Genomic DNA, 25873 nt, shown 5'->3' with positions numbered 1-25873 from the left:
GACGGGGAGCGTTGATCGCTCCCCGTTTTTAGTTCAGCCATTCGATATCGTGTCAGTGCCGATCCGCTTCGACAACACGTTGGTAAAGTCCATCCCTCAATTTTTTACCTTATCATCGTGCGGCTCTACAGCTTGCGTAACAGGGCAACTTTCAAAGAGCAAATACTCTAACAGCGTGCTGCGGGATATATATTCAATCTCAACGGTGGCACCTGTGCCATTGATGTTGCCAACTCTATATTCACTGGGTTTTAAGGGTTGTTATTGTGAAGGTGTCCGGATGGAATATCGGGTCGGGCTTTGGCTGTTCGGCAGTGGGCTCAGGCTGGGTGAATTCGGCACTGAGCAAGTATGCTTGTGAGCGTGCAGAATCAAATGTCATGTTGTGCGCCCATAAACGGGTGCTGACACTTCCTTTGGTCCGATACTGCCCGTCCGGGTCACGTGCAACCACGGTCAGACTGGCATCTGCACCACTGGGTATCAACAGGCGATCGTTTTGGCGGTCGTACGCCATGCTGTTGACAGCGCGGGTGGTGGGCAATGCTGCGAGGCGGTTGCCGGTCATCAAGTCGGCAATAATTAACTGAGGGCTTACGCCACGACAGGCAATGAACAGACGTTGTCGCGATTCATCGGCGGCGACCGCGCTGGGTTTGTTGCAGCCCTCGAACGTCCAGTACTGATGTTTCTCCAGCAGTTGGCCTGAAAGAACGGCCACTTGATTCTCGTCACGCATCGGCACTATCAGCGTGCCGTCGCTGAGGACGATCGGCGCGTCGAGTTTCTGTGCCGGAACCTGCCGGGATCCCACGAGCGCGTCGGTACGTGCGTCGATGAAATACAGTGTGGAGTGGTCGCCGCGACGGCCGCTGGTAACGATCACTCGCTGATGCCCGGCATCGTAGATGACATTGTTCAGGTTGCCTGAGTCCAGTTTGAGCCGGTTTTGTACGGTCATGCGGTCCAGCGCGACGATGCCTAATGTCCCGTCCATGTTGGCGACATAGGCGCGATTGTGCTCGGGTGCAAAGGCAACGGCATTGGCACCGGTCGAGTTGTCCAGGGTCTTGATCAGAACCTGCCGTTCGACGTCGAACACGGATAAACCGTTCTCGCGGCGTGCGATGTACAAATGAGGCTGTGCCGGCTGCAATGCCGCGAACCCCCAACTGTAGCCAGCGCCTGGTAGCACGGTTGCTGCGCGGGTGGTGTACAGCAGCGAGTCACCCGCCTGAACCGAAAGAGGTGCCAGCAGCGTGAACACACTGGCAAAAATCTGTAATCCCGTTACCTTGAGCCACCTGATCAACGACATCATCGGCTTAAAACTCCAGAGTGGTGGAAAGAATGAACTGCCGCGTATCACCAACGGACACGAAGTAACGGTTGGCGCTGGAGGTGTAATACGTGCGGTCAAACAGGTTCTTCACGTTGAACTGAATGTTGAGCTTGTGCTCATCGACTTTTGTATCGTAAGACGCGAAGGCATCCGCCACGGTGTAGGCGGGCAGTTCGAATGAGTTGGCAGAGTCTCCCGGGCGCTCTCCGACGTAATGTGCGCCAGCGCCGGTGCGCAAGCGGTCACCGCCGCCGATGATGCTGCCCCAGTCGTATACTGCAGACACTGCCGCTGTGCGCCGGGCCACGTTCCACAGCTCGTTGCCCTTGTAGAGCGGGTCCTTGGTGATCTTCGCATCCAGTAGTGCAAAGCTGCTGATCACGCTCCAGCGATCGGTCAGTTCTCCAGCCACGTCCAGTTCTATGCCTCGCGAGCGGGCTTCTCCGGATGTCCGCCAGTCGGTGAGCTTGGTCGCATCGTTGAACTGGGAGACCAGAATGTTTTTCTTGCGAATATCGAAGACCGCTGCGGTAGCCGTAATGCGTCCCGGGATGTCCAGTTTGGCACCCAGTTCGTAGGACCTGGCTTGCTCAGGCAGCACGGCAGAGTCAATGACCACGCCACTGCTTAACGGCGCAATGGTTGAGCTGGGTTTCAGTGATTGCGTGTAGCTACCGTAGAACGACAGCACATCGTTGTATTTGTAGACGACGCCACCGCGCGGCAGCCATTTCTGCCCATTGATATTGGTGTTTGCCACAAAGGGGCGACCGCGTCCGGCTATTTGATCGTAGGTTTGGTAGCGCGCACCGGCCACCAGAATCCACTGCTCGTTAAGGTGGAACGAGTCCTGAGCGAATAAGGAGGTGGCACGCAGTTTATCGGTCTGGTCACTGTCGCTGGCCGATACCGTGCTGGACGGCGATTCCCGGCCATAGACAGGGTTCAGATAATTGAAGCTGGACCGCGCCGTTTGACGCAGCAGGTCCGAGCGGAAGATTTTGCGTTTCTCATCATCGACGCCAACCTGCAAGTCATTCTGGAAGCCTGCGATCTGAAAGGTGCCTTCCAGGTCGGCAATTGCAAAACTGTCGGTGCTCACAGCACCATGGGTTGCATCGTTACTGCGCGTCACTGCGCCCGTGGCGGCATTGATGGCATTGATTCGCAGTTGGTTGGCATCGTAGGTTTCACGGTTCCAGCTGTAGCCGAAATGAGATTTCCAGTTGTCGTTGAACTGATGGTCGACGCTCAGCTGCGTGAGGTCCGAGCGACCTTCCATTTCATTGAACGGTTCGTCCAGGCGCCGGGTTCTGGGAATATCCAGCGGGTGGTTGGTACGCGGGTCCAGTGCCGTGCCGCGGTCGAAAGGGTAAAGAAATTCCCTGTGCTCATATGAAAGCACCACTTGTGTCGTGTCGCCGTACCAGGCAAGCGATGGTGCGACCAGCGATTCTCGATGGGTGCCGAAGTTACGCCAGTAATCCTCGTCTTCATAATCCACCACCATGCGATAAGCCAGACGGCTATCGCCCAGCGCGCCGGTGCTGTCAAAGCTGCCACCGCTACCGTCGCGGCCATGCGCATAGGCGGAGGCGCGACCACTGATTGCGTTGTAGCTCTCCAGCTGCGGGCGTTTACTGACGACGTTGACTACGCCACCCGGGTCCATGATGCCGTAAAGCAGCGATGCCGGACCTTTGAGCACTTCCACGCTGTCAGCAGTAGCGCTCAGACCACGTCCCTGAACGATGGGCATTCCGTTGTGCATGATCGAACCGTCGCGATTGCCGCCAAAGCCACGCTTCATCAAGGTGTCTTGCGTCGCCGCCAGGGTGTTGCCCTGGGTGATGCCACTGGTATTGGCCAGCGCATCGTCCAGATTGCGCGGCTTCTGATCGCGCAGAACTTGCGCAGAAACCACGTTCACGACCTGGGGCACTTCCAGCGTCGACCTGTCGCTGTGCAGGATCGAACTCGCACCGGTTGGCTGGTAGCTGGTACTGCGATCGGAGTTGGCTTCAACCTGTGTCGCGCGCAACTCCATCGACTCTGAGGCAACCAGCGTGTAGCTGCCGTTGCTTTGCTGCGCGGCAAAGATGCCGCTGCCTGCGAGCAATGCGGTCAGTCCTTCAGTGACCGAGTAGTTGCCGTCAAGGCCCGGTCCGACCTTGCCGTCGGTATACGCCGCATTTCCGGCCAACTCGATACCTGCCTGCTGGGCAAAACGGACGAGTTGCCCGGTGAGTGGGCCTTTCTCGATGCTGAACCGGTGAGTCAATGCGCTTGCATCGGTGGCAGAGGCGGTTGAGACCCACGATGCACTTACACCGCCCACTGTCAATGGAATGATCATGGCCAGCGGCGTCAGGCTGAGATAAAACGGGCGTCGTTTATGGAAATGCATAGTGCTGGCGTCCACGCTGATGAAAGGAAAAAATATTGGCTTTCATCTACACCGGACGAGCAGGGCAAAAGGGGAACCACCGCGTGCAAAAAAAAACAGGACCGCGCAATTATGCCCGCGCCTCGACAGTGACCCACCAGGGCAGCGTGCGCTTGATCGCCACGGGCAGTACCGATGCGAGGGCAGCCAGTGCCCTGTCTGTATCCTTGATGGAAAAGGTGCCGACCACTCGCAGCCCTGCAATCTTCTCGTCACAAGCAAGGTAGCCATGCCGGTAGCGGGACAGTTCATTGACGAACTGCAGGAGCGGCATACCTTCAGCGACCAGAATGCCGGACGTCCACGCGCGGCCAGAGGCAGGAGCGGGTTGCGGGCTGTCGAGTCGATCCCCATAAAGGGTTATCTGCTGTCCTGCATGTACATCGCAGCGTTGATCGGCTGCCATGACCGACACCTCGCCTGAATAGACCGTGATGCAGGTGGCGTCATCATTCAGTAGCCGTGCGCTGAATTCTGCGCTGTATGCCTGCGCTTTCCCATGAAGGGTTTTTACCTCCGTCCGTTTGTTCCGCGAGCGGGTAGCGTCGATCAACACTTCGCCTTTCAGCAGTTGCAACGCTTGAACATCAGGGGCGGCCGTAACGTTCAATGCGCTGGCGGTGTTGAGCCAGATTCGGGTGCCGTCAGCCAGCGTGAACTCTCGTGTTTCGCCCGTTGAGGTGGATAAATCGGCCCGAATCGAAGCAAACAGCGAGCCGCTCTCACCGTTGTTCAGCAGGTGCCAGCCCAATGCCCCGCCCAGTGCGAGAACGCCCATTGAAAGAAGGGTCTGACGGCGGCTCATCGATGAAGAGCTGGTGGACTGTAGAACCTTGTAAGCGCCATTTCTTTCTAGCGGATCCTGAAACTGTGCGAAGCGTCCACCTATCTTCTCCACCAGTGCCCAGGCCTTGCGGTGTTCCTCGTTCTGGCTCAGCCAATTCTGCCACTTGCGTCGCTCGGAATCGCCAGCATCCTCTGCACCCAGACGCGCATACCAAGCCGCAGCTTGCTGGAGAACATCATAATGATCACTGCGAGGACTGTTCATGGTCAACACTCATCGGCACGTGCGGACAGTTCACGCACCATGCACTGATACATGACCTGTGCCATGTACTTTTTTACCATGCGCTCGCTGGTGCCAATCTGTTCGGCAATCTCGCGGTAAGTGTTGCCTGACAGTTGCGCCAGCAAAAAGGCGGTTCGCGCCTTGTGCGGCAAGTCACGCAGCATGGCGTCGATTTCATGCAGTGTCTCGAGAAGAATGGCAACGTACTCGGGGGAGGGGTGCAGGTTCTCGGGCCTGTTTGCCAGCTCCGTCAGCCATGCCTGCTCGATCTGCCCCCGGCGCCATTGATCGATGCAAAGGCCGCGTGCAACGGTACATAGAAACGACCGCGCTTCACCGGGCAGCCTGAATGCTCGAGGCTTGAGCAACAGACGCAGGAAGGTATCGTGAGTCAGGTCCGCTACGTCGGCAGTGTTGAACGAGTTGCCAAAGCGCCGGGTCAGCCACTGACGTAGCCAGCCGGAGTGCTGTGCATAAAGGTCGTCGATGCGGGTCTGATCAGGAGCGCTTGAGCAGGTCATGAGAAAGCAGTCGTTCCGAAGTTATAGAGAATCATACGCATACAATAAACAATCTCATTGATAAAGCACAGAACAAGCGTGCCAATTGTCTTGTTGACTGACGTATGCCTTGCTGGCGTGTTCTGGCGTTGCCGCTCAATACGCTTGCCGCACGTGGGCTGGCGCTGTCGCAGATTCTCATCCTGCGTGCTATACCGATAAGCTATCGTCGATTTGAACCGGTTGCGTAAAGTGTCCAGCGTCGCGATATCCCGCCCGTGCGTGATGCACAAACGTATCGTTTTGGTAAGCCATGAATATAAAAACCAACCTGAGACGTCGCATTGTGGTGGTGTTTGCGCTGATGAGCGCATTTGTGGCGGCCATGTTTGGCATCGGTATTTACATGACCGAGCACTTCGTTGAATCCAGGCTCATTACCATTGATCTTGAAAACGATCTGCACCGTCTCTTGAATGCGCAAAGTACCAATGAGTGGAGTCATCGGCCTGAGCGCGAGGAATTGTTCTACGTCGAAGAAGGCGCAGGAGATTTGGCTGTTCCGCAGGATCTGGAATATCTGCATCCGGGGTTTCAGGAAATCACCCGTCAGGGCAAGGAGTATTACGCGCTGGTGAGTACAGTCGCCGACCGTCGCTATGTGTTGTTGCGAGATCAAAGTGGTTTCGAAAAGCGCGAAAGGATGTTGCTGGCCATTGTATTTGTCGGTTTTGTGCTCAGCGTGCTGCTTGCCGTGTTGCTTGGGCGTGTGCTTGCCACACGCGTCATCGCTCCGGTCGCACGTTTGTCGCGTCAGGTTCGACACCGTGATCAACTGTTGTCTATCGCGCCGCCGTTGTCTCCAGACTATGCCGATGATGAAGTGGGTGAGCTGGCTGTTTCTTTTGATCATACGCTCGGGCAATTGCGAGCGGCACTGGGCCGAGAGAAGTTGTTTACCAGTGATGTCAGTCACGAGTTGCGTACCCCTTTGATGGTACTTGCCTCGTCCAGTGAGTTACTGCTTGAGAGCCCCTGCCTGGATGAGTTGGGGCGAGCGAAAGTCTTGCGTATCACGCAGGCGACGTCCGACATGCGCCAGCTCGTTGAAACATTTCTCATGCTGGCCAGGGACAATGGAGCCCATGCGCGCAATGGTCCCCGGGCAACCGTACATGAAGTGGCGTGCGAGCTGATTGAGGTATGGCGAAAGCCGATAGAAAAAAAGGGGCTGGAGTTGATTTTCAGTCCTGGCGCGAACGCAGGTGCGTCTTACAACGCGACCCTGTTGCATTCGGTAATGGGGAATCTGCTGCGTAATGCCTGGCATTACACCGATACGGGGTATATCAAGCTGTCGCTGTTCAAGACCGGGTTTTGTGTAGAGGACAGCGGCTCGGGCATTTCCGACAACACGCAGAATGCGTTGTCCCGACCCTTCGTACGGGGTGAGGAACAACGTGGTGAAGGGCTGGGAGTAGGGCTGTCACTGGTTAATCGGATCTGTGCCTATCAGCGATGGCAGGTGACATCAAGCAACCTGCCTGGCGGTTGCAGCTTCCGAGTGGAACTGCAACCGCAGGATGCGGACAGCGAGCCCGTCAGATTCAGTTGAGTGGTTTATGCGGGATGGTTTCAAGCGGTTGCGCCAACTGCCGCCAGCCATAAAAGGCGAGCGCGGTAAGCAGCGCACTGAGCCAGACAATCACACCAGCCCAGAATGTGTGGGACATGAAATGCCAGCCCTGAACAACTCGTGTGGTGCCGTAGATTGCACCCAGTACGGTCGATGCGTAGAGGATTGCCTTGGCATGGCGCCAGCAGTAACGGCGTGCAACGAAATACAGTGCCACCATGGTAAATCCACCCGAAGCATGACCTCCTGGCCAGCAACGACCCGCACCTGCTTCATGGAACAGGCTGAAGTTTTCGAACCACTCCTTTTTCTCCATTGTGCCGCCATACAGAGTGGTTTCCACAGGGCAGTAAATGCTCGTGTGACTTTTGAAAAAGTGGATCATGCCGGTGATCACCGCGAAAGAGACCACGATAAACAGCAGGTCGCGACGGTGACGAGCAGTGAAGCGTAACAATGGCGCTACCCGAGCGGTTTCAAGCAAGCCAATCATTCGGTCATTGCGCCCGGGTTTCAGCAGCGGCCATATAAAGGACAGCAATAGCCCGATCACCGCGGCTTCTCCCGTCCAGTCGGGAATGATCCTGGGCCAGCGGTGGGTCAGATTTTCAAATAGGCGGTCATGCTCAAACGGAAATACCTGAAGCGGGTAGTAAAGCCAGTTGCTGATCGCTTCGTCGAGCGAAGTAAGATCAAAAACGACAAAGGTCAGCAGCGCTATTGCAATCGGCACGCCGAAGTTCCAAGCATAGAATCTTGATTTTTCGCTTTGCACTCTTTTTTATTCCGTAGTCATTTGCGTGGCTTGAGAGTTCAGGTCGATGTGCCCAAGTCTTCTGCGAGGCAGAATATACGTAGCAGCCTGTTCAATTCCTAGCAGGACTTTCATGAAAACCGTTTCATTCAGCTTTGGCATTTTTTTCACATGTCATTGACCCGACGATGACGTGTCCTTGATCAAGCTGGCGGCCTTAAAAGGACAGAGCCAGCGTGTTCGGTTTTCCATTGAACAGGCAGGCATACGGGGCAACTTGATGAAAAGTTATGGTAAATCCGCGTTCAGGGCATCTTCGCTTCTGGGCGGCAGGGTAAATGTTGTTCTGATGGCGGCCGCCATTGTGATTTCTTTGCTCGTGTTGACGGGTTACACCTATTGGCCGCGCTCGCCAGTTCGGCTTGTTCAGGGCGAGAATCTGGCCATGTCCGGTTTGTATGCCAGCTGGAAGAAAGGTGATGTGATGGTACTGGTTCGCCACGGCGAACGCTGCGACCGCTCCAGCAACGAGTGCCTTGGTGCAAACGACGGCATCACTCGCTACGGCAGTTCCGTTTCGACAGATGTCGGCCGGTCGTTCAGCGAACTCGGGCTTGCACACACCGATGTAATAACCAGCCCTTTGACCCGCACCGCCCAGACCGCACAAGCCATGTTTGGCCGTCCGGTGGAGGCCCAGGAATGGTTGTACAACTGTGATGAGAAGATGCTGAATGAGGTCATGGCGCACAAGTCTCTGAATCGAAATCTGATTCTGGTGACGCACAGCGGTTGTATTGGTCAGTTGGAAAGCCTGCATGGGTATCCTCATGCAGCCACCAGCGAGTACGACAGTGCGCTTTTCATTTCGCTCGACAGCCAGGGTAAACCCGTTATCCGGGGAATTATAAATCCGGAGGACTGGACGCAACTGGCGCAGCAGAAAAGCCGCTGAGTTGCCAGGTACTTGGTGAAACTTGGCAGTGACTGAGGGCGGCGCATCGAAGAGGGTCTGCTCGGATAGAGGGCAAACCGTGGCTTGCCCTCTGCAGGTGGCGATGTTGCGTTGCGGCTATGGCTTTGCGTTTTCAGGCTTCCAGCCGAGCAACTTGTGTTTGAACCCGTAACTGGCAACCTGGTAATAGGCGATGGCACGAGCGATCAATGGATCATCGCTGGTCGCCTTGCTTTCGACACTTTCTCCCAGCGCATTGTCGTGACGACGCAGACCCTGGCGAGGGCTGAGTATCGCAAGGTTGTTGCCGTCAAACAGGCCCAGGTGCTGGTAATTGCCGACTACCACGCGAGGCGGCAACGAGCTGTCCAGAAACAGGTTGCGGCCGAAGAACGTCGATTGATAGTCCAGGTTCAACAAACCCAGCAAGGTGGGCGCCAGGTCGATCTGACTGGCCAGACGGGATATTTCTGCCGGCTGGATCAGCTTGGGGGCGTAGATGAACAGCGGGATAGCATAGTTATCGATAGGCAGGTCTTCCTTTCCGGCGCTGCCCGCGGTGTGGTCAGCGACGAAGACGAATATTGTGTTGTCGAACCATGGTTTCTGGCTCGCGTCCGCCAGGAACTTGCCAATGGCGTAATCGGTATATTTCACTGCGCCATCACGGCCGTTACCCGACGGGATGTCGATACGTCCTTCGGGATACGTATAAGGGCGATGGTTGGACGTCGTCATGAGTTGCAGCAGGAACGGTTTTTTTGCCGCAAAATCGGCATCCGCCAGGTTCAGTGCCTGACGATAAAGGTCTTCGTCAGCCATGCCCCAGGCATTCTTGAAGTGAATGTCCTCTTCCTTGACGCTGCTCTGATCGACGACTCGATAACCGTTGCCGCTGAAAAAAGCATTCATGTTGTCGAAGTAACCACGCCCGCCATAAACGAAAACGCTGTCATAGCCCACATGGGCCAATTGCTGACCCAGGCTGGCAAAACCACTTTCGCGACCCACGCGCTTGACCACCGAGCGCCCTGGCGTGGGCGGAATGGAAAGGGTTATGGCCTCCAGACCACGGTCGGTGCGTGTACCTGTGGCATAGAAGTTGTTGAAGTAAAGACCCTGCTTGCGTAGCGCATCGAGATTGGGCGTCAGGTTGCGTGTGTCTCCATTGCTGCCCAGGTATTTGGCACTGAGACTTTCGATGGTGACCAGTACGATGTTAGGTGTGCGTGGCGTTCCCGGGTTGTTGATCGACCGTCGAATATCCAGAGGGTCGTTGCCAGTGAACTGGCTGTCGGGCTCGGCAAGCTCCTGGCGCATTTGACCGGCGACCTGAGCATCGGGGAGGGTGGCGTAGAACTGTTGATAGTCCAGTTCATTGTTGCGGAACGCGGCAAAAAACTGATAAGGCCCGTTACTGGCGAGTTCCCGCTGATAGGCATTGCCGCCCATGCCGCGTGGTGTGTCCTGATCGACCCATTGCAGGCTGATACTCGCGAACAATAGCAATAATGCACTGGCGGCAAGACGACCACGATAGGACGGCAGAGGCGCTTTCACTGCTGCGGCTACTGCTCGACTGATCAGCAGACTAACGACGATAGCAACCAGCGCCAGAATGCCGAGCAGTTTACCCACAGGGTAGGATTCGAGAATGTTATTGAGTACTTCATCGGAATAGACTAGGTAGTCCACCGCGATAAAGTTGAACCTCACCCCGAACTCATCCCAGAACAGGCATTCGGCGACTGATACAAACAGCATGACGAATATACTTAACGTCATGACTCCCTGAAGGAACCAGCGGTGCCCGCGGGCACGCCACAACACGGGTGGGCAGAGGAAGACGTAAATACCCAGGGGGACGGCAGCGTAGCTCAGGAAGGCAAGGTCGTAGAGAAGTCCCGTTGCGAAGGTGGCGAAAAACTGTGTTCCTGCTTCATCCATATGAGTCGAAAATAAAAAAAGGCGTGTCAGAAAGAAAATGATCAGCCATGTACCAGTCGCCAGCAGCAAGAATCGGGCTGGGGCTGTTGAATAAATCCGCATTTGTCAATTCCTTGGACGGGAAAAATCTGAAATTTCAGGGTGAAATGTTGAGCATCAGCGTCTACTGCTGCGGCATGAAAGTTAGATGAGTTTTTCGCGTTGTCAAATTTCTGTAATCATAAACACACGCGGAAAGACAGTGCATCCTGCACGCTCTATTAATTAGTGTTAGCCAATTATTTATACACAAGGGTGAGTATTTGGTTGCGCAGGCGTGAAAAAAATGTTTAAGAGCTGTTCAACAATTATTCAACAACTCACTGTTTATAATTTGTCGTCCTGTTGCCTGTCGGTATCCTCTTTCTCGTCAAACCGGTATCTCCCTTGATGACTTCTCGTGTGCGTTCGCCGTTGCTGTTACTGCTGGGTGTCTTGCTGTTTTTTCTCGCACTGGGAAATCACCAGTTGCAAAATTCGACGGAGCCACGCGTGGCTGGCATTGCCATGGAAATGCACCTGAGTGGCAACTGGATTACGCCGAAACTGAACGACCAGCCTTTTCTGGAAAAGCCGCCGATGAGTGTGTGGCTGGATGCGGCGGCTATTCGGGTGTTCGGTCCTGCCCCATGGGCGGTAAGACTGGCTTCTGCCTGCGCGGGTCTGCTTAGCGTGTTGCTGCTTTACAGCATGCTGCGACGTTTCGGGCGGCCGGCATCCGTGGCCTGGGTGGCTGCTTTCATGCTGGCGACCCAGGCCAGCTTCTGGAGCAATTCGCGGCAAGTGGGCGAGGATGCCTTGCTGGCGTTGGGGGTAACCACCGCCTTGCTGGCATTCTTCCATGCCAGTAATCGCCTGCGTAGTGATGGGCTCTCTACAGGGCCCTGGTTGCTGTTCATGCTGGGTATCACACTGGCGACCCTGAGCAAGGGCGTGCTGGGGCTGGCAATGCCGGGCGTGGTGATTTTCGCCTGGCTTGTTTGCGAGTCAGTGCAGAACAAACGCATTGTTATTGCTCACTGGTTGCGCCCGGCAATGCTCACCCTTGTGGCCCTGATTCCGCTGCTCGTGTGGCTGTGTTTCCTGTACGGACAGGGTGGCATGCAGTCAGTGAAGGACGTGCTGTGGACCAACAGCGTTGGACGCTTCAGTGGTTCTTTCGAAGAGGCGGGTCATTACGAACCTGCCTATTACTACCTGACAAAACTGCCTGAGGCATTCTTGCCGTGGAATATCCTGGTTTATCTGGGGCTGTGGCATTTTCGAAAGCAGTTAATGGCCAATCGTTATCTGCTGTTCTTCGCCCTGTGGCTGGGCGCGCAGTTCCTGTTGTTGTCGCTGGCCTCCAGTAAACGCATGGTTTATCTGATGTCGCTGGCACCTGCGGCGGCAGTGATTGCTGCGGAATATGCTTTTGTTCTGGGTGAGCGATTGCAGGCTCGGTCGGGGCGCTCATTTTTTGCGGCGTCCATCATGAGAAATGGAAAGGCGCTCATGGCCGCAGGCGTTGTGCTGGTTGTAGCGAGCTATCTAAGTGCAGCCCTATGGCTCGCGCCACAAGCCGACAGGCAGTTGTCATTTCTGCCGCTGACCGACAAAGTCCATACCCTGCAGGTGCAGGGACGGCAGGTTGCCTTGTTCCAGCCCAGCGAACGGCTGGCGGGGGCCAGCGTGTTCTATAGTCAGAGCCTGCTGAAAACACTCACTGACAACGCTGAATTGACTGGTTTTCTTGCCAGCGCTGACGGCAATGTCGCTGTGATGGAAAGCATGCAGCCACCCGAACCACCCCTGCGGATTGTTGACAGCGTAAAGGTCGGGGATCGTATCTACTATTTCGTCAGTCAGGCACCGCTGGGAGTGGCTGTCAGTCACTGACAGCCACTCTGCACGGCGAGCGTCGCAGGTTTGTTATACGGCCTGACTGCTCGCCACTTGATCATGCGGTATCCACTGCTTCTGCGGGATCGGCAGATCGCACGATTCACCACGACCGATGGGGAAGTAGTGAAAGCCGCGTTTTGCAAGCCGTTCAGTGTCATACAGATTCCGGCCGTCGAAGATGATCGGCGCATTCAGCCGCTGCTGTATCAGATCGAAATCCGGGGCTTTGAACTGCTGCCATTCGGTGCAGATGATCAGCGCATCGGCATCGTTGAGCGCGGACTCAGGTGTTCCCATGAGAATCAGGTCCTTGCGATGACCATAGATACGCTGGGTTTCCTGCATGGCCTCGGGGTCGAATGCCCGCACACTGGCACCGGCTTCCCACAGAGCTTCCATGAGCACGCGGCTGGGAGCGTCGCGCATATCGTCGGTATTGGGTTTGAACGCCAGCCCCCATAAAGCAAACGTCTTGCCGCGCAAGTCGCCCTGGTAGAACGCATTGACCCGTTCGAACAGCTTACCCTTCTGCCGCTCGTTAATTGCCTCGACCACAGACAGCAGGTCGTTGGAGCAATGCGCCTCTCTGGCGCTGTGAATCAGGGCGCGAATGTCCTTGCCGAAGCATGAGCCGCCATAGCCGCAACCAGGGTAGATGAAGTCGTAACCAATGCGTGAGTCGGCACCGATGCCCAACCTTACGGACTCGACGTCTGCGCCCAGATGTTCTGCCAGCTCGGCGATCTGGTTGATAAAGCTGATTTTGGTCGCCAGCATGCAGTTGGCGGCATACTTGGTCAGTTCGGCGCTGCGCAGGTCCATGAACATGATCCGGTCATGATTGCGGTTGAACGGCGCATACAGCTCGCGCATGACTTTGCGTACCGCCTCATTTTCGCAGCCGATGACAATCCGGTCCGGGCGCCGGCAATCGTTGACCGCCGAGCCCTCCTTGAGAAACTCGGGGTTGGACACTATATCGAACTGCAACAGCCGACCGGCCTGACGCAATGCCTTGTCGATATGGCTGCGCAAGGCGTCGCCACTGCCGACCGGCACGGTGGACTTCTCGACGATGATCAGCGGCTCGCAGCGATGCCGGGCAATGGCTTCGCCCACCGCGAAAAACCCGCCGAGATCGGCCGAGCCATCTGCTCGGGAAGGCGTGCCGACCGCGATGAAAAGCACCTCGGCATGCTCCACCGCCAGTCGCTCGTCGGTGGTGAAGTGCAGGCGTTCATGGTCCAGGTTGTCACGTACGAGATTGGCCAGTCCAGGCTCGTAAATGTGTACCTGACCCTGACGCAGTTGATCGATTTTGGCCTGGTCAATGTCCATACAGACAACATCATGGCCGACTTCGGCAAGTACGGTCGCTTGTACCAGACCTACATATCCGCTACCGAAAACGCTGATTCTCATGGGGAAGATCCTGAAGTGACGGGCTGGAGATGCGCCGCAGGTTGATGGTCAAGACACCTGCCACGATCAGCGTGACACCCACAGTTTTCGATACCGTGAACGTCTCATGGAAAAATGGCAGAGTTGCAGCCAGCGTATAAACCAGTGCATAGCTGATACTGAGGAGCGAATAGGCACGGCTGAGGGGCAAATCACGCAGCGCCAGCAGCCAGAAAAGCATGGAGAGTGCATAGGCTGTGATCGAGGCGCAGATGACGGCGACGGCACTGGACTGAACCTGCCCGATATCCTGCAGCTCGAGCCATTGCCCAGGCGAGGGCAGGCGGCTCATGCCCCAGCGCATGCCCAATTGCGCCGAACTGACCAGTACAACACTGGTCATGGCGTACATCGTTGCGCTACGGCGGGTCATGCCTGGCGTCCCAGCTGAAATACGCCGACAAGGATCAGCGCAATACCAAGCCAGTGCTGTGGGTCAACCGGCTCTTTGAAAACATAGCGTCCCGCCAGGGTGATCAGCACGAAGTTGAGGCCCAGCATGGGGTACGCGATGCCTACATCCATGCGTTGCAGCACCAACAGCCAGACCAGCAGACCCAGCCCGAGGCAGGCAATCGCCAGCCACAGCCATATCGAACGCAGGGCAGCCAATACGCCGGGAAATGTCCCGCGCCAGCCTTCCACAGCGTACTTTTGTGCGATTTGGCCCAGGCACGTCAGCAGGCATGCGCTAAGGAGCATCAGCCACGTCATAGCGCTGACTTCTCATAAATGAGGATGGCCAGGTTGCCTTCGTCGTAACGCTGGCCGTCCTTGGGAAGCATTTCAAGCTCCTCCAGCTCATCATCACTCTTGCCACGCATGATCACGCCGACCCTGCCTTCGCTTCGGGCTTTTGTAATCCAGGCGTCGATGTCCTGCAGACGGACTTGGCGGCCCTGTACATCCGGATAACCCAGGCCGTATTCAAGCTCGCCCCAAGTATTGAAAAGCGCGATGTCCGGTCGTTTCAGGCGCCACGACATGGCAGAAGCAGCGCCCAGATCATTGCTCAGCAAATGTGTACAGGCTGCCAGCTCCGTTTGATGCCTGGCGACAAACTGGTCGGGAGTCTTGTTGTACACCACGTCGTTTGGCAGTGCCGCAGGCAGCAATACGATCAGTAGCCAGCTTCCCGCCGCTGGCAGAGCCCAGAAGGTCAAAGGGCGGATGCCTTGCAGGGCGTTGGTGAGCGTCCATCCGGTAAGTACGATGACCGCCAGCAACAAGTGCATCGGTTCGTTTTCGTACACGGGCTGTTTCAACTGCACGTAGATCAGCGCTAAAAGCCCGAGCAAGGTCAATGCTGCGTTAACTATTCCGTTAACGCGCAACGCCGTGCCACGGCCTTGATTGAGACGTTCGACCAGAGCGTCAGCCATGAGCAATGCCAGCGGCAGCAGGCAAGGCAGTATGTAGGTCGGCAACTTGCCTTTGCTCAGGCTCAGAAATGCCAGCGGCAGGACCAGCCATAGCAGCAGAAAGGCGGTATCGGGCCTGCTTTTCTGTTGCCAGGCTTGCTTCAATGTCACGGGCAGCAGCAGCGCCCAAGGCAGGCAGGCCGCGATCAGCAGAGGCAGGTAGAACCACCAGGGTTGGGCATGCTGCGCATTGTCCCCGGCAAACCGGCGAATGTGCTCGTGCCAGAAAAAGTAACGCCAGTAGTCGGGTTCTTGCTGGTGTACCGCCAGCGCCCACGGCAGACAGACCGCAATGGCAATCACCACCGCAAGCGGGCCGAACCTGAGCAGTTCGGTCAGGCGTCTTTGCCATAGCATGTAGGGCAGGGTGATGATGACCGGCAACGCCCAGGCGAGAAAGCCCTTGGTCATGAACCCCATGCCGCAGGCTACGCCGACCACCGCCCAGGCTAGCAGGCGGGCTCGGCCGATGCTGTGCACGGCGTACCAGAACGCTACCAGCGTCAAGTTTGTCCAGAGGGTGAATTGCGGGTCGAGATTGCTGTAACCGGCCTGGCCGGCGACGAAACCGAAACTCATGAACAGCAGTGCGCTGGCGAAGCTTTTGCGCGGGTCGCGCCAGATCTTTCCCGCCAGCAGGTAGGCCAGCAAGACACTTAAACCGGTGCTTATCGCCGAAGCAATGCGCACGCCGAACAGGTTCTCGCCAAACACCGCCTGGCCCAGGGCAATCAGCCAGTAACCGGCAGCCGGTTTTTCAAAGTAACGCAAGCCCATGAAGTGCGGCGCGATCCAGTTGCCGCTGTGAAGCATTTCCTGGCTGATCTGGGCATAGCGGGTTTCATCGGGAATCCACAAACCATGGAAACCCAGCGGCAGCAGGTAGGCCAGTAAGAATGCCGCTAACAGGAGTGCGCCATCACGGTATCTGGTGTGCATCACTGTTGCACCCCCAGCCAGCCTTCGCGACCGGGCAGGTGACCGCGAACAACTTGCCCGCAAGGCAGTTGCTCGATGGCTTCCGGCAGCAGCCGGCCCAGCGGTTTGAACTCGATTTCCCGGGCGTTGGCCTGCTGTAACAGCTGCCTGAAAGCGTCTGCCATGACAATGCCCTCCACTTCAGCATGAATGGTGTAAACGTTGAGCCGTCGCGCAGCGAAACGGTTGAGAATGTAGTCGTTGAAGGCCCCCGGCTGGAGTTGCGGGCCGACGACCTCATCGAAGGTCGGCAAGTCCACTGGAATCTGTGGCGTGCCGGGGCTGCCATCAGCCAGTAACGGGCGAAACAGGGTGGCACCGCGACAGTCGCTGTTGTAGCGGAAACCAAACGCCTGCTTGGCCTGCACGATGTGCTGGTCGGCACGCCAGCCTGCTGCTGCGGAGCAGATCACCGGGTTGCCTAAAATGTCGCTCAGGCAGTCGACCCCACGGTGTATCTGTGCGGTCAACTGGCGATCGTTCCAGCGTCCGGCATTGGCTTGCCAGCCATGGTGATCCCACGCATGCAGGCCGACCTCATGGCCTGCATCCAGAGCACGACGCATCAACGGGCCAAGGTCACGCCCGATCTGCTTACCCGGCCAAGCCGTACCCGCCAGCAGAATATCCCAGCCATACAGGCTCGCGGCTCTGGAGCGAAGCATCTTCCAGAAAAACGTCGGCCGTGCGAGACGCCACAGGTGACGTCCCATGTTGTCGGGGCCGACACTGAAAAAGAACGTCGCCTTGACCTGAGCTTCATCGAGTATGTCCAGCAATCTGGGCACGCCTTCACGGGTGCCCCTATACGTGTCGACATCGATTCTTAAGCCTGCCTGCATCAGCGCATATCCGCCTTTTCAGCCATGGCTTCGCGAAGGAAGAAGTCCAGGGTTTTGCCAATCGTTTCGCTCAGCTCGATACCTGGTGTCCAGCCAATCAACTGTCGGGCGTTGTCGATGCTCGGTTTGCGATGGCTGACATCCTGATAACCCTTGCCATAAAAGGACTGGCTTTCTACTTCGCGAAAGCCTGCGAATGGCGGGAAGTTGTCGCGCAACGGGTGCGCTTCGAACTGGCGCAGCAGCTCTTCACCCAATTGGCGAATGCTGGCCTCATTGTCGGGGTTGCCGATGTTGATGATCTGACCATTACAGCGCCCGTCGCGATTTTCGATAATCCGCGCCAGCGCCTCGATGCCGTCGACGACATCGGTGAAACAGCGCTTCTGGGCTCCGCCATCCACCAGCCGAATCGGCGTGCCTTCCACCAGGTGCAAAATCAGTTGGGTGATGGCCCGCGAACTGCCGATACGCGCCGAGTCCAGTCGGTCCAGGCGTGGGCCCATCCAGTTGAACGGGCGAAACAGGGTGAATTGCAGGCCTTTCTGACCATAAGCCCAGATCACGCGGTCCAGCAGTTGCTTGGACACCGAGTAGATCCAGCGCTGCTTGTTGATCGGGCCAACGATAAGGTTCGATGTGTCTTCGTTGAAGCTCGCGTCCTGGCACATGCCATAGACTTCTGACGTTGACGGGAAAATCACCCGCTTGTTGTACTTCACGCAGTAACGGACGATCTTCAGGTTTTCTTCGAAATCCAGCTCGAACACCCGCAGTGGGTTGCGGGTGTATTCAATCGGTGTAGCGATGGCCACCAATGGCAGCACCACATCGCATTTCTTGATGTGATACTCGATCCACTCGGTGTGGATGCTGATGTCGCCTTCGATGAAGTGAAAGTTCGGCTTGGTTCGCAGGCGCTCGATAGCGTCTGATCCGATGTCCATGCCGTAGATTTCGTAACGATCGTCCTGCAGCAGACGCTCCGACAGATGATTGCCGATGAAACCGTTGACGCCGAGGATCAGCACGCGGGTACGGCGGGCCGGGCGGCGCTTTTCTGTATCGAGCAGTTGCGAGCCTTCCACCAGCCCGAACTCGCGAGCCAGTTGTGCGCCACTGAGGTACAAGCCGGTGTCGCCGCGCTGTCCTGCGTTGATCACCAGCGAACCCTCACCGCAGGCGATACGCAACGGGTCGTGGCTGATGACCGTGCCGGGCGCTTCGCCGTTATTGCCTGCTTCGGCACTGGCGGCCCAGACAATCAACTTGTTTTCGCCTACCGGGCAAAATGCGCCAGGGTAGGGCTGCGTGACTGCCCGTATCAGGTTGTACAGTTGCGTGGCCGGAAGCGACCAGTCGATCAAACCGTCGGCCGGGGTACGGCGACCGAAACAAGTTGCAAGGGATTCGTCCTGCGGCGTGCCTGAAAGTTGCCCGAGGGCAAGCAGGGGTAGCGTTTCACTAAGCAGGTCAGCGGCGGCTTCACGCAGTTTGCCGTGGAGCGTCAAGGCTGTATCGGTGGAACTGATCGAGACGCGTTGCTGAGCGACTATCGGCCCTGCATCGGCGCGCTTGACCATCTGATGCAAGGTCACGCCGGTTTCGCTTTCGCCGTTGACCAGCACCCAGTTTGCCGGCGCTCGTCCGCGGTAGCGTGGTAACAGCGAGCCATGCAGATTCAATGCGCCTTTGCTGGCACACGCCAGTAGAGGCTCACCGAGCAACTGGCGGTAATAGAAGGAAAAGATGAAGTCAGGGGCCAATTTGCCGATGCGCTCCATCCACAAAGGGTGATTAGGGTCCTCAGGAGCATGCACGGGAATGCCATGTCGCGCACACAACTGCGCCACGGAACCGAAGAAGGTTTTTTCCTTGGGGTCGTCGGCGTGAGTGAAAACTGCAGCAATTTCATAACCTGCGCCCAACAGCGCTTGCAGGCCGACACAGCCAATATCGTGATAAGCGAAAACGACAGCTTTAGGGCTCATGGCGCAACCTTGTTCATATAGGGAGTTACAGAGGAATCAACGCTTTCGCTGGCAACTTCGGACGAGCTGCGCACGACTTTTTCGATGAAGAAGCGCGGACGCGCACGGACATCGCTGTACATTCGGCCCAGGTATTCACCCAGCAATCCCATACCGATGAACTGCCCTCCGGTGAATACGAACAGCACCGCAAACAGCACGAACGTGCCATCACCGGCCCATGACGCACCGAAGATCAAACGCAGAACGATCAGTACCGCAGCGAACAGCACGCCGAGCAGTGCCATGCTGAAGCCGATAATGCTGAGCAGGCGCAAGGGCGTAGTGGTCATGCAGGTGATCAGGTCGAACATGAGGTTGACCAGACGCATGGGGCTGTATTTCGAGTCGCCATGTTCACGTTCGGCGTGATCGACCAATACCTCGGTCGTGTGCCGCGCGAAACTGTTGGCCAGAATCGGAATGAAAGTGCTGCGCTCGCGGCAGGCCAGCATTGCATCGACAATCGTGCGCCGGTACGCGCGCAGCATGCAGCCGTAATCGTTCATGGCCACGCCTGTGGAGCGCTGTACTGCCAGGTTGATGAGCTTGGATGGCCAACGTCGCCAGGCAGAGTCCTGACGATTGCTGCGCACTGTGCCGACAACGTCATATCCCTGCTCTGCAAGCGCCACCAGCCGGGGAATTTCCTCGGGAGGATTCTGCAGATCAGCGTCGAGGGTGATCACCACATCACCTTTGCACTGCTCGAAACCGGCCATGATCGCTGCGTGCTGACCGTAGTTACGATTCAGAATCACCGCAACGAAGGGGCTGCCAGGCTGATGTGCGGCCTGTTGAAGAATCTCTGCCGATTCATCACGACTACCGTCATCCACCAGCACGATTTCGAAGCGGTGATTCAATTGTTTACAGGCCGCGTCAGTACGCCGTAGCAACTCGGGCAAGCTCTGGCGCTCGTTGTAGACAGGGATGACAATCGACACAAACTTGATTGGGTAGGGTCTCAATGGCTGGATTCCACGGTCGATTCAATGGCACTGACAACCCGCTCGACATCATCCAGCGTCATGTCAGGGAACAGGGGGATAGAGCAAAGCCTTGATGAGTTCCATTCGGTGTCTGGCAGGCAGACGTCAGGGAAACGCTTGCGGTAATAGCTGTGCAGGTGAGTCGCAATGAAGTGGATGCCGGTGCCGATGTTTTGAGCCTGCAAGGCCTTCATGAACGCGTCGCGATCCAGCCCGCAGCGCTCGGGGTCAATGCGCAGAATGAACAGATGCCAGGCGTGGTGCTGGGCGTAGCGGGGCAGGGCGAGAGGAAGGACCGGGCTCGCGGCCAGCCTTTCGAGATAGTGGCTGGCGAGCGCCTGACGCTTTGCATTGATTGCGTCAAGGCGTTGCAACTGCACCAGGGCAATACTCGCATTCAGGTCGGCCAGGTTGTATTTGAAGCCTGGCTCCATGACTTCTGCCTGTGGTTTGCGACCCAGCGTCAGTCGGTCGTAGGCGTCGACACCCAGACCATGGAATTTAAGTTGGCGCACCCGATCGGCCAGTTGCGCGTTGTCGGTGACGAACATTGCACCTTCGGCACAGGTCATGTTCTTGATCGCGTGAAATGAAAATATCGCGGTGCCCTGATTGCCGACCGGACGCCTCTTGTAAGCGGTTCCGGTCGCATGGGCAGCGTCTTCTATCACAGTAATGCCGTGCCGATTTGCCAGCGCATAAAGCGGATCAAGATCGAATGCGGCGCCAGCGTAATGCACCGGCACGATCGCTTTGGTTCGTGGCGTGATGGCTTGCTCTATCAGCGCTGCGCTGCTCATCAGAGTGCCACGGTCGACGTCTACAAAAACCGGAGTGGCCCCCAGCAGGCAAATCATGTTGGCCGTCGACACCCAGGTCTGCGAAGGCGTAATCACTTCATCGCCAGGCCCCACACCCAGTGCCAGTAGCGCAACATGCATCGCCCCGGTAGCAGACGACAACGCAACCGCATGTTGCGCGCCAACCCGCACCGCAAATTGCTCCTCAAGCTTCTGACATTCCGGCCCGGTTGTGACCCACCCGGAACGCAGCACACGAGTCACCGCAGCAACTTCTTCATCGCCTATGGAAGGCCGTGAAAAAGCAAGAAAAGCCTGGCTCATAGATATTTTTCCAATTTACGTTTCATAGCCAATATAGCCAACACAGAAAAAAACGCATGACACGGGGGCATAAACATAGACGTGCATCAACGGCGAGCTGCCAAGACGGGAATACCGGTAGCGGCTGCAAGTGGCGTAATGTGTATGGGCACATTCGCTGGACACCAGAAACGGCCTGCTGACGAAAGCAAGTGTCGCGAAGATAGGGGCTCAAACATCAAAATATTGTCCAGACGCCGTTGGTTTTTTGTGGCGCATTGCAGCGCTTGTGAGCCATAGGGTAGGGCGGGTTATATGGGGATAACAATGTCGTCATGACAATATGTAGAATTATTAATGTGGTGTTCAGCTTTCATTTAGGTAATCGCAGACAGACAGCTGGAGTTCAGCTTGGTCATGCTAATTGTGGGAGTTTGTAAGTGACGTTACGTATGACAACGCCATTGGAATTTAATGAAGCTTTCATGACCAGAGTGCGAATTTATATGGCTGGGTGCAGGCAACAGCTTGAGTGCCCGTATGCTTGGGCCGGGGTGATTGTGCCTGTGTGGCGGTAGGCTGCCTTGCGGCTGTCGGCAGCGCGTTTGACAGTTTGCTCAGGTCAGTTGGTGGAGCGAACGAAGGCTTGGACGACCAGGCGTTATCTGGTTATTAATATAACTCAACTAAATGTCTGTTTAGTTGAGTTATATGAGAGTGTGCCCATTGTATAAGTATAAACAGGCGAGGGTTGCCGTTCCAAGCCTCGGCACTGTCATATTTATCACCTATTAGCTCATCAGGCTACAGGGCGGGTATTGGCAGAGCTGTTAAATGCCTTTCATACACTTGCGTACATCATCGTCTATAACGTTGCCTGGTTTGATGCAGTCCCTTAGCGGCTTTTCATCTTGCATGTCTTCAAACTCAGCTTTGGCCCGGTTTCGGCACTGTTTGTTTACAGCCTTGCCCAGCGGCGATGTGTCGCCTTTGTAGGACTCGCATGTCGCTGCATTGGCAGCTTTTTGCATCTGCACGACCATTGGCAGGGTCGCGGGATCTACAGCCCATGCAGGTGAGCTTATGCAGGCAATTAAAATCGCTATTGTCCGTTTCATCATCAGTCCTTGATTTCAGGTCTAGCGGGCGCTGGTACCGTCGCGGACACTTTACCGTAAAACGCTTTGAATTCGAGTGGTGACTTGGGTTGCTGATTCGATGTCATCCGCGCGCAATGGCTCGGTCCGTCATTGATCGTCTCAAGCTGGCGATCACGATGTGTTGAAGCTCACGCTGCGATTGGGTCGGATACTGAAGTGTGAGGGGCTTCGATGTTCACGTTGTTGAATAGCCAGGAGGCAGTTCTCGGGCTTCAAATCTGGTGGCCAGGGCTCACAAAGGATGTATATATAGGTACGCATAATGTATATTATGTTAAATTGTATCTATTTGTAACTGCCACGCCCGGTGTCACCAGTGAGTAAAAACCGTGGTTTGCCTCGAATTACCAGAATCCAACCAAATCAACGAGTTCCTCACCCTACCTCCTGTGCCTTCGAGATTTTCCTTGGCTCTAGTCAGCGATTCCTCAGATTTGAAAACGATGCGATCTTTGTCAGCTCGCTCGCATAGACTTGTAATCCATTGCTGAGGCCACAGTTCCTTCTCTGTTCCCACCCGTGGGTTTACTCAACGACCATGCCCAAGTTGAACAACTCATAAACCTGGAAGTTCGGCGCCGCTTGGCGTCAGTTCCCGGGCATCTGAATGCGCTCAAAGCCTGGCAAACTGATGAAGCAATCCCGACGGCTTGGATTCCAAGACCGCCACTAAAAGGTGCTTTGCCCGATCGTAGAGTCGATGCGGCCTGACGATCACCGATTGAGGTGTCCGGAAAAAGTTGACCACTGCACTCCTACTCCTTTGGAAATTTGAGCATGCTGGAATGGGGACGTACATTCCGAGCAATGTGGGGAGGCCTGCGGACCTCCCCGCGAACGCTTAAGGTGTGTCGGGCCTTTCTACTTCAGCGTAGTGGTAGATATTGTCGAACCCTATGGCACCATGCTTCTGCGCATCGAAGCCCTGAAACGAATGGCGTGTTCTATTTTTGGAGTGATCGGCCAGCACCACTTCGTGGATTATTGTAAGCGTGCGCACGATTGAAGGCTGCGTCTGCTAAGGCGTGATTTAGGCTACTCCCCCCCTGCCCGGATGATGGGAATAGGCTTCGATCGATATTCAATTACAGCGCCAGACGATGAAGCTCGACATTCCAACAGTAGCCTTTCGACATTATTGCGAGTACATTCCGCAATCATGAATTGGATCCCATCAAGGCTAAACATTGACCAAAGCCTTGCTCGTAGACACTCCACGTGAGCGCGGGCAGTCACGGTGAACAATTCCTGACAAAGTTTTAGACAGCATGTTGTGCTCGCAGACTGACAGTCTGAGGCGAAGCTGGCCGCGAGCAGGGCTTTCAAGGTGATCGACGTTAAGGACGTGAAATGGCCTTCTCTGGCGAAATCAATTCGTTTATCAAAGAATTTGTCAAAGATTTAAGTGAGGACAATGCTGCGGTCTTTGCTGGCGCGGGCATGTCAAAGGGTGCCGGTTTTGTTGATTGGAAAGAGTTGCTGAGAGATATCGCGGACGAGCTGGATCTGAAGATCGAGCAAGAGGACGACCTGATTTCTCTAGCGCAATTTCACGTGAACAAACTCAAAGGCCCAGCGAAGCTTTCTCGAAAAATCCTGGAAGAGTTTTCCGAACAGGCTGAACCATCGACGACCCATGAGATCCTGGCCCGCTTGCCAATTCGCACGTACTGGACAACGAATTACGACACTCTTGTCGAAGATGCGTTGAAACGCACCTTTAAGGTTCCGGACGTCAAGCACAGCGTTGCGCAACTCAACACGACCCGGCCGAAGCGAGATGCGGTGGTGTACAAGATGCACGGTGACGCCCATCACCCGAACGACGCCGTTCTCTACAAAGAACAGTACGAGCGTTACTACCGCACGCATGAGGCCTTTGTTACGGCCTTGAGTGGTGACCTTGTCTCCAAGACTTTCCTGTTTATCGGCTTCAGCTTTACTGATCCGAATCTGGACTACGTGCTTAGCCGCCTCCACACCACTACCAAACGCAACCACTACTGCTTTGTCCGCCGGGAACCGATCGCCCCCAAAGACGATGATGAAGTCAAGGCCTACAAGCGCCGCAAACAGGATCTGCGTATCGACGACCTGAAGCGTTACGGTATTCAGTCATTGCTTATCGACAATTATGAGGACGTGCCTGTCATTTTGCAGGAAATCGAAAGCCGCTTCCTGAAGAAGACGGTGTTCATATCTGGCAGTGCCGAAGATTTCGGCGAATGGGGTCAGCAGGAAGCTCAGGAATTCATCCATACCCTCTCCGCCTCTCTGGTCAAGAATAACCTACGCGTTGTAAATGGTTTCGGCTGGGGCGTGGGTAGCGCAGTAATCAACGGTGCGCTGGAAGCGATCTACGCCAATCCTGAGAAATTCTCTGAAGACCAGTTGATCATGCGGCCTTTTCCGCAGGTAGCGACGAAGGCTGCAGACTTGCAACAGCTCTGGGAGCAATACCGCCAACGCATGATCGGGCTGACCGGCATTGCCATTTTTGTGTTTGGCAACAAGCGAAGCGCAGAAGGCAAGATCATTGAAGCAGGCGGCGTAATCAGGGAGGCGCAGATCGCCATAGACAAGGGGTGCGTCATCATTCCGGTTGGCGCCACAGGATTCGCGGCTCAATCAGTCTGGCAAATGATTTCCGCAAGAGATGAGCTCTTCCAAGGTGTTGAGTGGATGCGCCCACTGATCGAAGAGATCTGCGACCCACAGATCAAACGCAAAGAAATTATTATCAAAATCGTCGCAATTCTTAACCGCCTAGGGAAATAAACATGGCAAAACGTAAGGTGTTCTACAGCTTCCATTTCGACAACGATGTCATGCGTGTCCAGCAGATCCGCAACATGGGGGTCATTGAAGGCAACGCAGCGGTTACCGCCAACACTTGGGAGGAAGTTAAGAAGAAGGGTGACGCCGCGATCAAGGCTTGGATCGAAGAAAACATGAGCGGGAAGTCCTGTGTCGTAGTGCTCATAGGTAGCGATACGTCCAAGCGTCCTTGGGTTCAGTACGAGATCAAAAAAGCTTGGGGAGAAGGTAAAGCTTTGCTCGGCGTCTATATTCACAACCTCTCGTGCCCGAATAAAGGAACGTCCAGCCAAGGTGCGAACCCTTTCGACCTATACACTTTCAAGACAGGTGACAAGGTAGTGAAACCTCTGGTTTTCAACCCTAAATCTTCTGATGCTTACAATGACATCTCGGCGAACCTCGCGAACTGGATTGAGTCCGCCATCACGCAACGTAACGGTTGACGATTTCGTGGCCTGTAGGGATGGAACACGCCCCTACAGGCCGCTGTT

Annotated in this window: 19 protein-coding genes and 1 pseudogene; 5 read left to right on the top strand and 15 right to left on the bottom strand. The window is 55.8% G+C overall.

All coding sequences use genetic code 11. From position 1 onward, the window contains the following. Window positions 1-241: 241 nt before the first annotated feature. The 4 genes and pseudogenes from RYC17_RS00475 to RYC17_RS00460 all read right to left on the bottom strand — a co-directional run bounded on the left by RYC17_RS00475 (window position 242) and on the right by RYC17_RS00460 (window position 5381). On the bottom strand, window positions 242-1321 hold the full coding sequence (locus tag RYC17_RS00475) for a hypothetical protein (protein ID WP_316902130.1): 1080 nt from the start codon (window positions 1319-1321) through the stop codon (window positions 242-244). 4 nt (window positions 1322-1325) lie between these two features. Next, window positions 1326-3795, bottom strand: a pseudogene (locus tag RYC17_RS00470) (TonB-dependent siderophore receptor). Window positions 3796-3858: 63 nt separating this feature from the next. Then, complete coding sequence (locus RYC17_RS00465) at window positions 3859-4839, bottom strand: FecR domain-containing protein (protein WP_316902126.1); 981 nt, start codon at window positions 4837-4839, stop codon at window positions 3859-3861. A 2-nt stretch (window positions 4840-4841) separates the two neighbouring features. Next, window positions 4842-5381, bottom strand: coding sequence for a sigma-70 family RNA polymerase sigma factor (locus tag RYC17_RS00460; RefSeq protein WP_057407678.1), 540 nt, complete (start codon window positions 5379-5381; stop codon window positions 4842-4844). Between the two features lie 292 nt (window positions 5382-5673). Here RYC17_RS00460 and RYC17_RS00455 point away from each other — a divergent pair, with 292 nt between their 5' ends. Continuing rightward, window positions 5674-6975 carry a HAMP domain-containing sensor histidine kinase gene (locus RYC17_RS00455; protein WP_316902124.1) on the top strand — a complete coding sequence of 434 codons (1302 nt, stop codon included), beginning with the start codon at window positions 5674-5676 and terminating at the stop codon, window positions 6973-6975. Here RYC17_RS00455 and RYC17_RS00450 read toward each other — a convergent pair. After that, window positions 6968-7771: a phosphatase PAP2 family protein gene (locus RYC17_RS00450; protein ID WP_316902122.1), complete on the bottom strand. Its 804-nt coding sequence runs from the start codon at window positions 7769-7771 to the stop codon at window positions 6968-6970. The two genes, RYC17_RS00455 and RYC17_RS00450, sit on opposite strands and share 8 nt — an antisense overlap. A gap of 259 nt (window positions 7772-8030) precedes the next feature. Between RYC17_RS00450 and RYC17_RS00445 the strand changes: the two genes are divergently transcribed. Next, window positions 8031-8705: a histidine phosphatase family protein gene (locus RYC17_RS00445; protein WP_221034603.1), complete on the top strand. Its 675-nt coding sequence runs from the start codon at window positions 8031-8033 to the stop codon at window positions 8703-8705. 117 nt (window positions 8706-8822) lie between these two features. Here the strand turns inward: RYC17_RS00445 and RYC17_RS00440 are convergent, their stop codons facing one another. Further along, window positions 8823-10754 carry an LTA synthase family protein gene (locus RYC17_RS00440; RefSeq protein ID WP_316902121.1) on the bottom strand — a complete coding sequence of 644 codons (1932 nt, stop codon included), beginning with the start codon at window positions 10752-10754 and terminating at the stop codon, window positions 8823-8825. A gap of 327 nt (window positions 10755-11081) precedes the next feature. On the opposite strand from RYC17_RS00440, the gene RYC17_RS00435 reads away from it, so the two are divergent. After that, window positions 11082-12569 (top strand): ArnT family glycosyltransferase, encoded by a 1488-nt coding sequence (locus RYC17_RS00435; protein WP_058409524.1) that lies wholly within the window; start codon window positions 11082-11084, stop codon window positions 12567-12569. A gap of 33 nt (window positions 12570-12602) precedes the next feature. Here the strand turns inward: RYC17_RS00435 and RYC17_RS00430 are convergent, their stop codons facing one another. The 9 genes from RYC17_RS00430 to RYC17_RS00390 form a co-directional block, all read right to left on the bottom strand. Then, on the bottom strand, window positions 12603-13997 hold the full coding sequence (locus RYC17_RS00430; RefSeq protein ID WP_058402911.1) for a UDP-glucose dehydrogenase family protein: 1395 nt from the start codon (window positions 13995-13997) through the stop codon (window positions 12603-12605). Next, entirely contained in the window at window positions 13975-14379 is a 405-nt protein-coding gene (arnF, locus tag RYC17_RS00425; RefSeq protein ID WP_316902386.1) for a 4-amino-4-deoxy-L-arabinose-phosphoundecaprenol flippase subunit ArnF, read from the bottom strand. Before arnF ends, RYC17_RS00430 begins: the two co-directional genes overlap by 23 nt. 26 nt (window positions 14380-14405) lie before the next feature. Next, window positions 14406-14750 carry a 4-amino-4-deoxy-L-arabinose-phosphoundecaprenol flippase subunit ArnE gene (arnE, locus tag RYC17_RS00420; RefSeq protein ID WP_316888875.1) on the bottom strand — a complete coding sequence of 115 codons (345 nt, stop codon included), beginning with the start codon at window positions 14748-14750 and terminating at the stop codon, window positions 14406-14408. Further along, on the bottom strand, window positions 14747-16396 hold the full coding sequence (gene arnT / locus RYC17_RS00415; RefSeq protein ID WP_316902119.1) for a lipid IV(A) 4-amino-4-deoxy-L-arabinosyltransferase: 1650 nt from the start codon (window positions 16394-16396) through the stop codon (window positions 14747-14749). Before arnT ends, arnE begins: the two co-directional genes overlap by 4 nt. Further along, a complete protein-coding gene (gene arnD, locus RYC17_RS00410) occupies window positions 16396-17280 on the bottom strand; it encodes a 4-deoxy-4-formamido-L-arabinose-phosphoundecaprenol deformylase (protein WP_410478444.1) in 885 nt (294 codons plus the stop codon). Before arnD ends, arnT begins: the two co-directional genes overlap by 1 nt. Next, window positions 17277-19268 carry a bifunctional UDP-4-amino-4-deoxy-L-arabinose formyltransferase/UDP-glucuronic acid oxidase ArnA gene (gene arnA, locus RYC17_RS00405; RefSeq protein WP_316902116.1) on the bottom strand — a complete coding sequence of 664 codons (1992 nt, stop codon included), beginning with the start codon at window positions 19266-19268 and terminating at the stop codon, window positions 17277-17279. The genes arnD and arnA overlap by 4 nt, the downstream gene beginning before the upstream one ends. Next, window positions 19265-20278, bottom strand: a complete 1014-nt coding sequence (arnC, locus tag RYC17_RS00400; RefSeq protein WP_058402916.1) for an undecaprenyl-phosphate 4-deoxy-4-formamido-L-arabinose transferase — start codon at window positions 20276-20278, stop codon at window positions 19265-19267. Before arnC ends, arnA begins: the two co-directional genes overlap by 4 nt. Continuing rightward, entirely contained in the window at window positions 20275-21423 is a 1149-nt protein-coding gene (gene arnB, locus RYC17_RS00395; protein ID WP_316902114.1) for a UDP-4-amino-4-deoxy-L-arabinose aminotransferase, read from the bottom strand. Before arnB ends, arnC begins: the two co-directional genes overlap by 4 nt. An 809-nt stretch (window positions 21424-22232) precedes the next feature. Further along, complete coding sequence (locus RYC17_RS00390) at window positions 22233-22523, bottom strand: hypothetical protein (RefSeq protein ID WP_058402918.1); 291 nt, start codon at window positions 22521-22523, stop codon at window positions 22233-22235. 1389 nt (window positions 22524-23912) lie between these two features. On the opposite strand from RYC17_RS00390, the gene RYC17_RS00385 reads away from it, so the two are divergent. Next, window positions 23913-25340 (top strand): SIR2 family protein, encoded by a 1428-nt coding sequence (locus RYC17_RS00385; RefSeq protein WP_058409529.1) that lies wholly within the window; start codon window positions 23913-23915, stop codon window positions 25338-25340. Between the two features lie 2 nt (window positions 25341-25342). Beyond that, entirely contained in the window at window positions 25343-25825 is a 483-nt protein-coding gene (locus RYC17_RS00380; protein WP_122280465.1) for a TIR domain-containing protein, read from the top strand. The last annotated feature ends 48 nt before the right edge of the window (window positions 25826-25873 follow it).

This window comes from Pseudomonas syringae group sp. J248-6 (genome assembly GCF_032586995.1).
GTDB lineage: Bacteria > Pseudomonadota > Gammaproteobacteria > Pseudomonadales > Pseudomonadaceae > Aquipseudomonas > Aquipseudomonas amygdali.
This window is presented reverse-complemented; position numbering and strand designations above follow the sequence as displayed.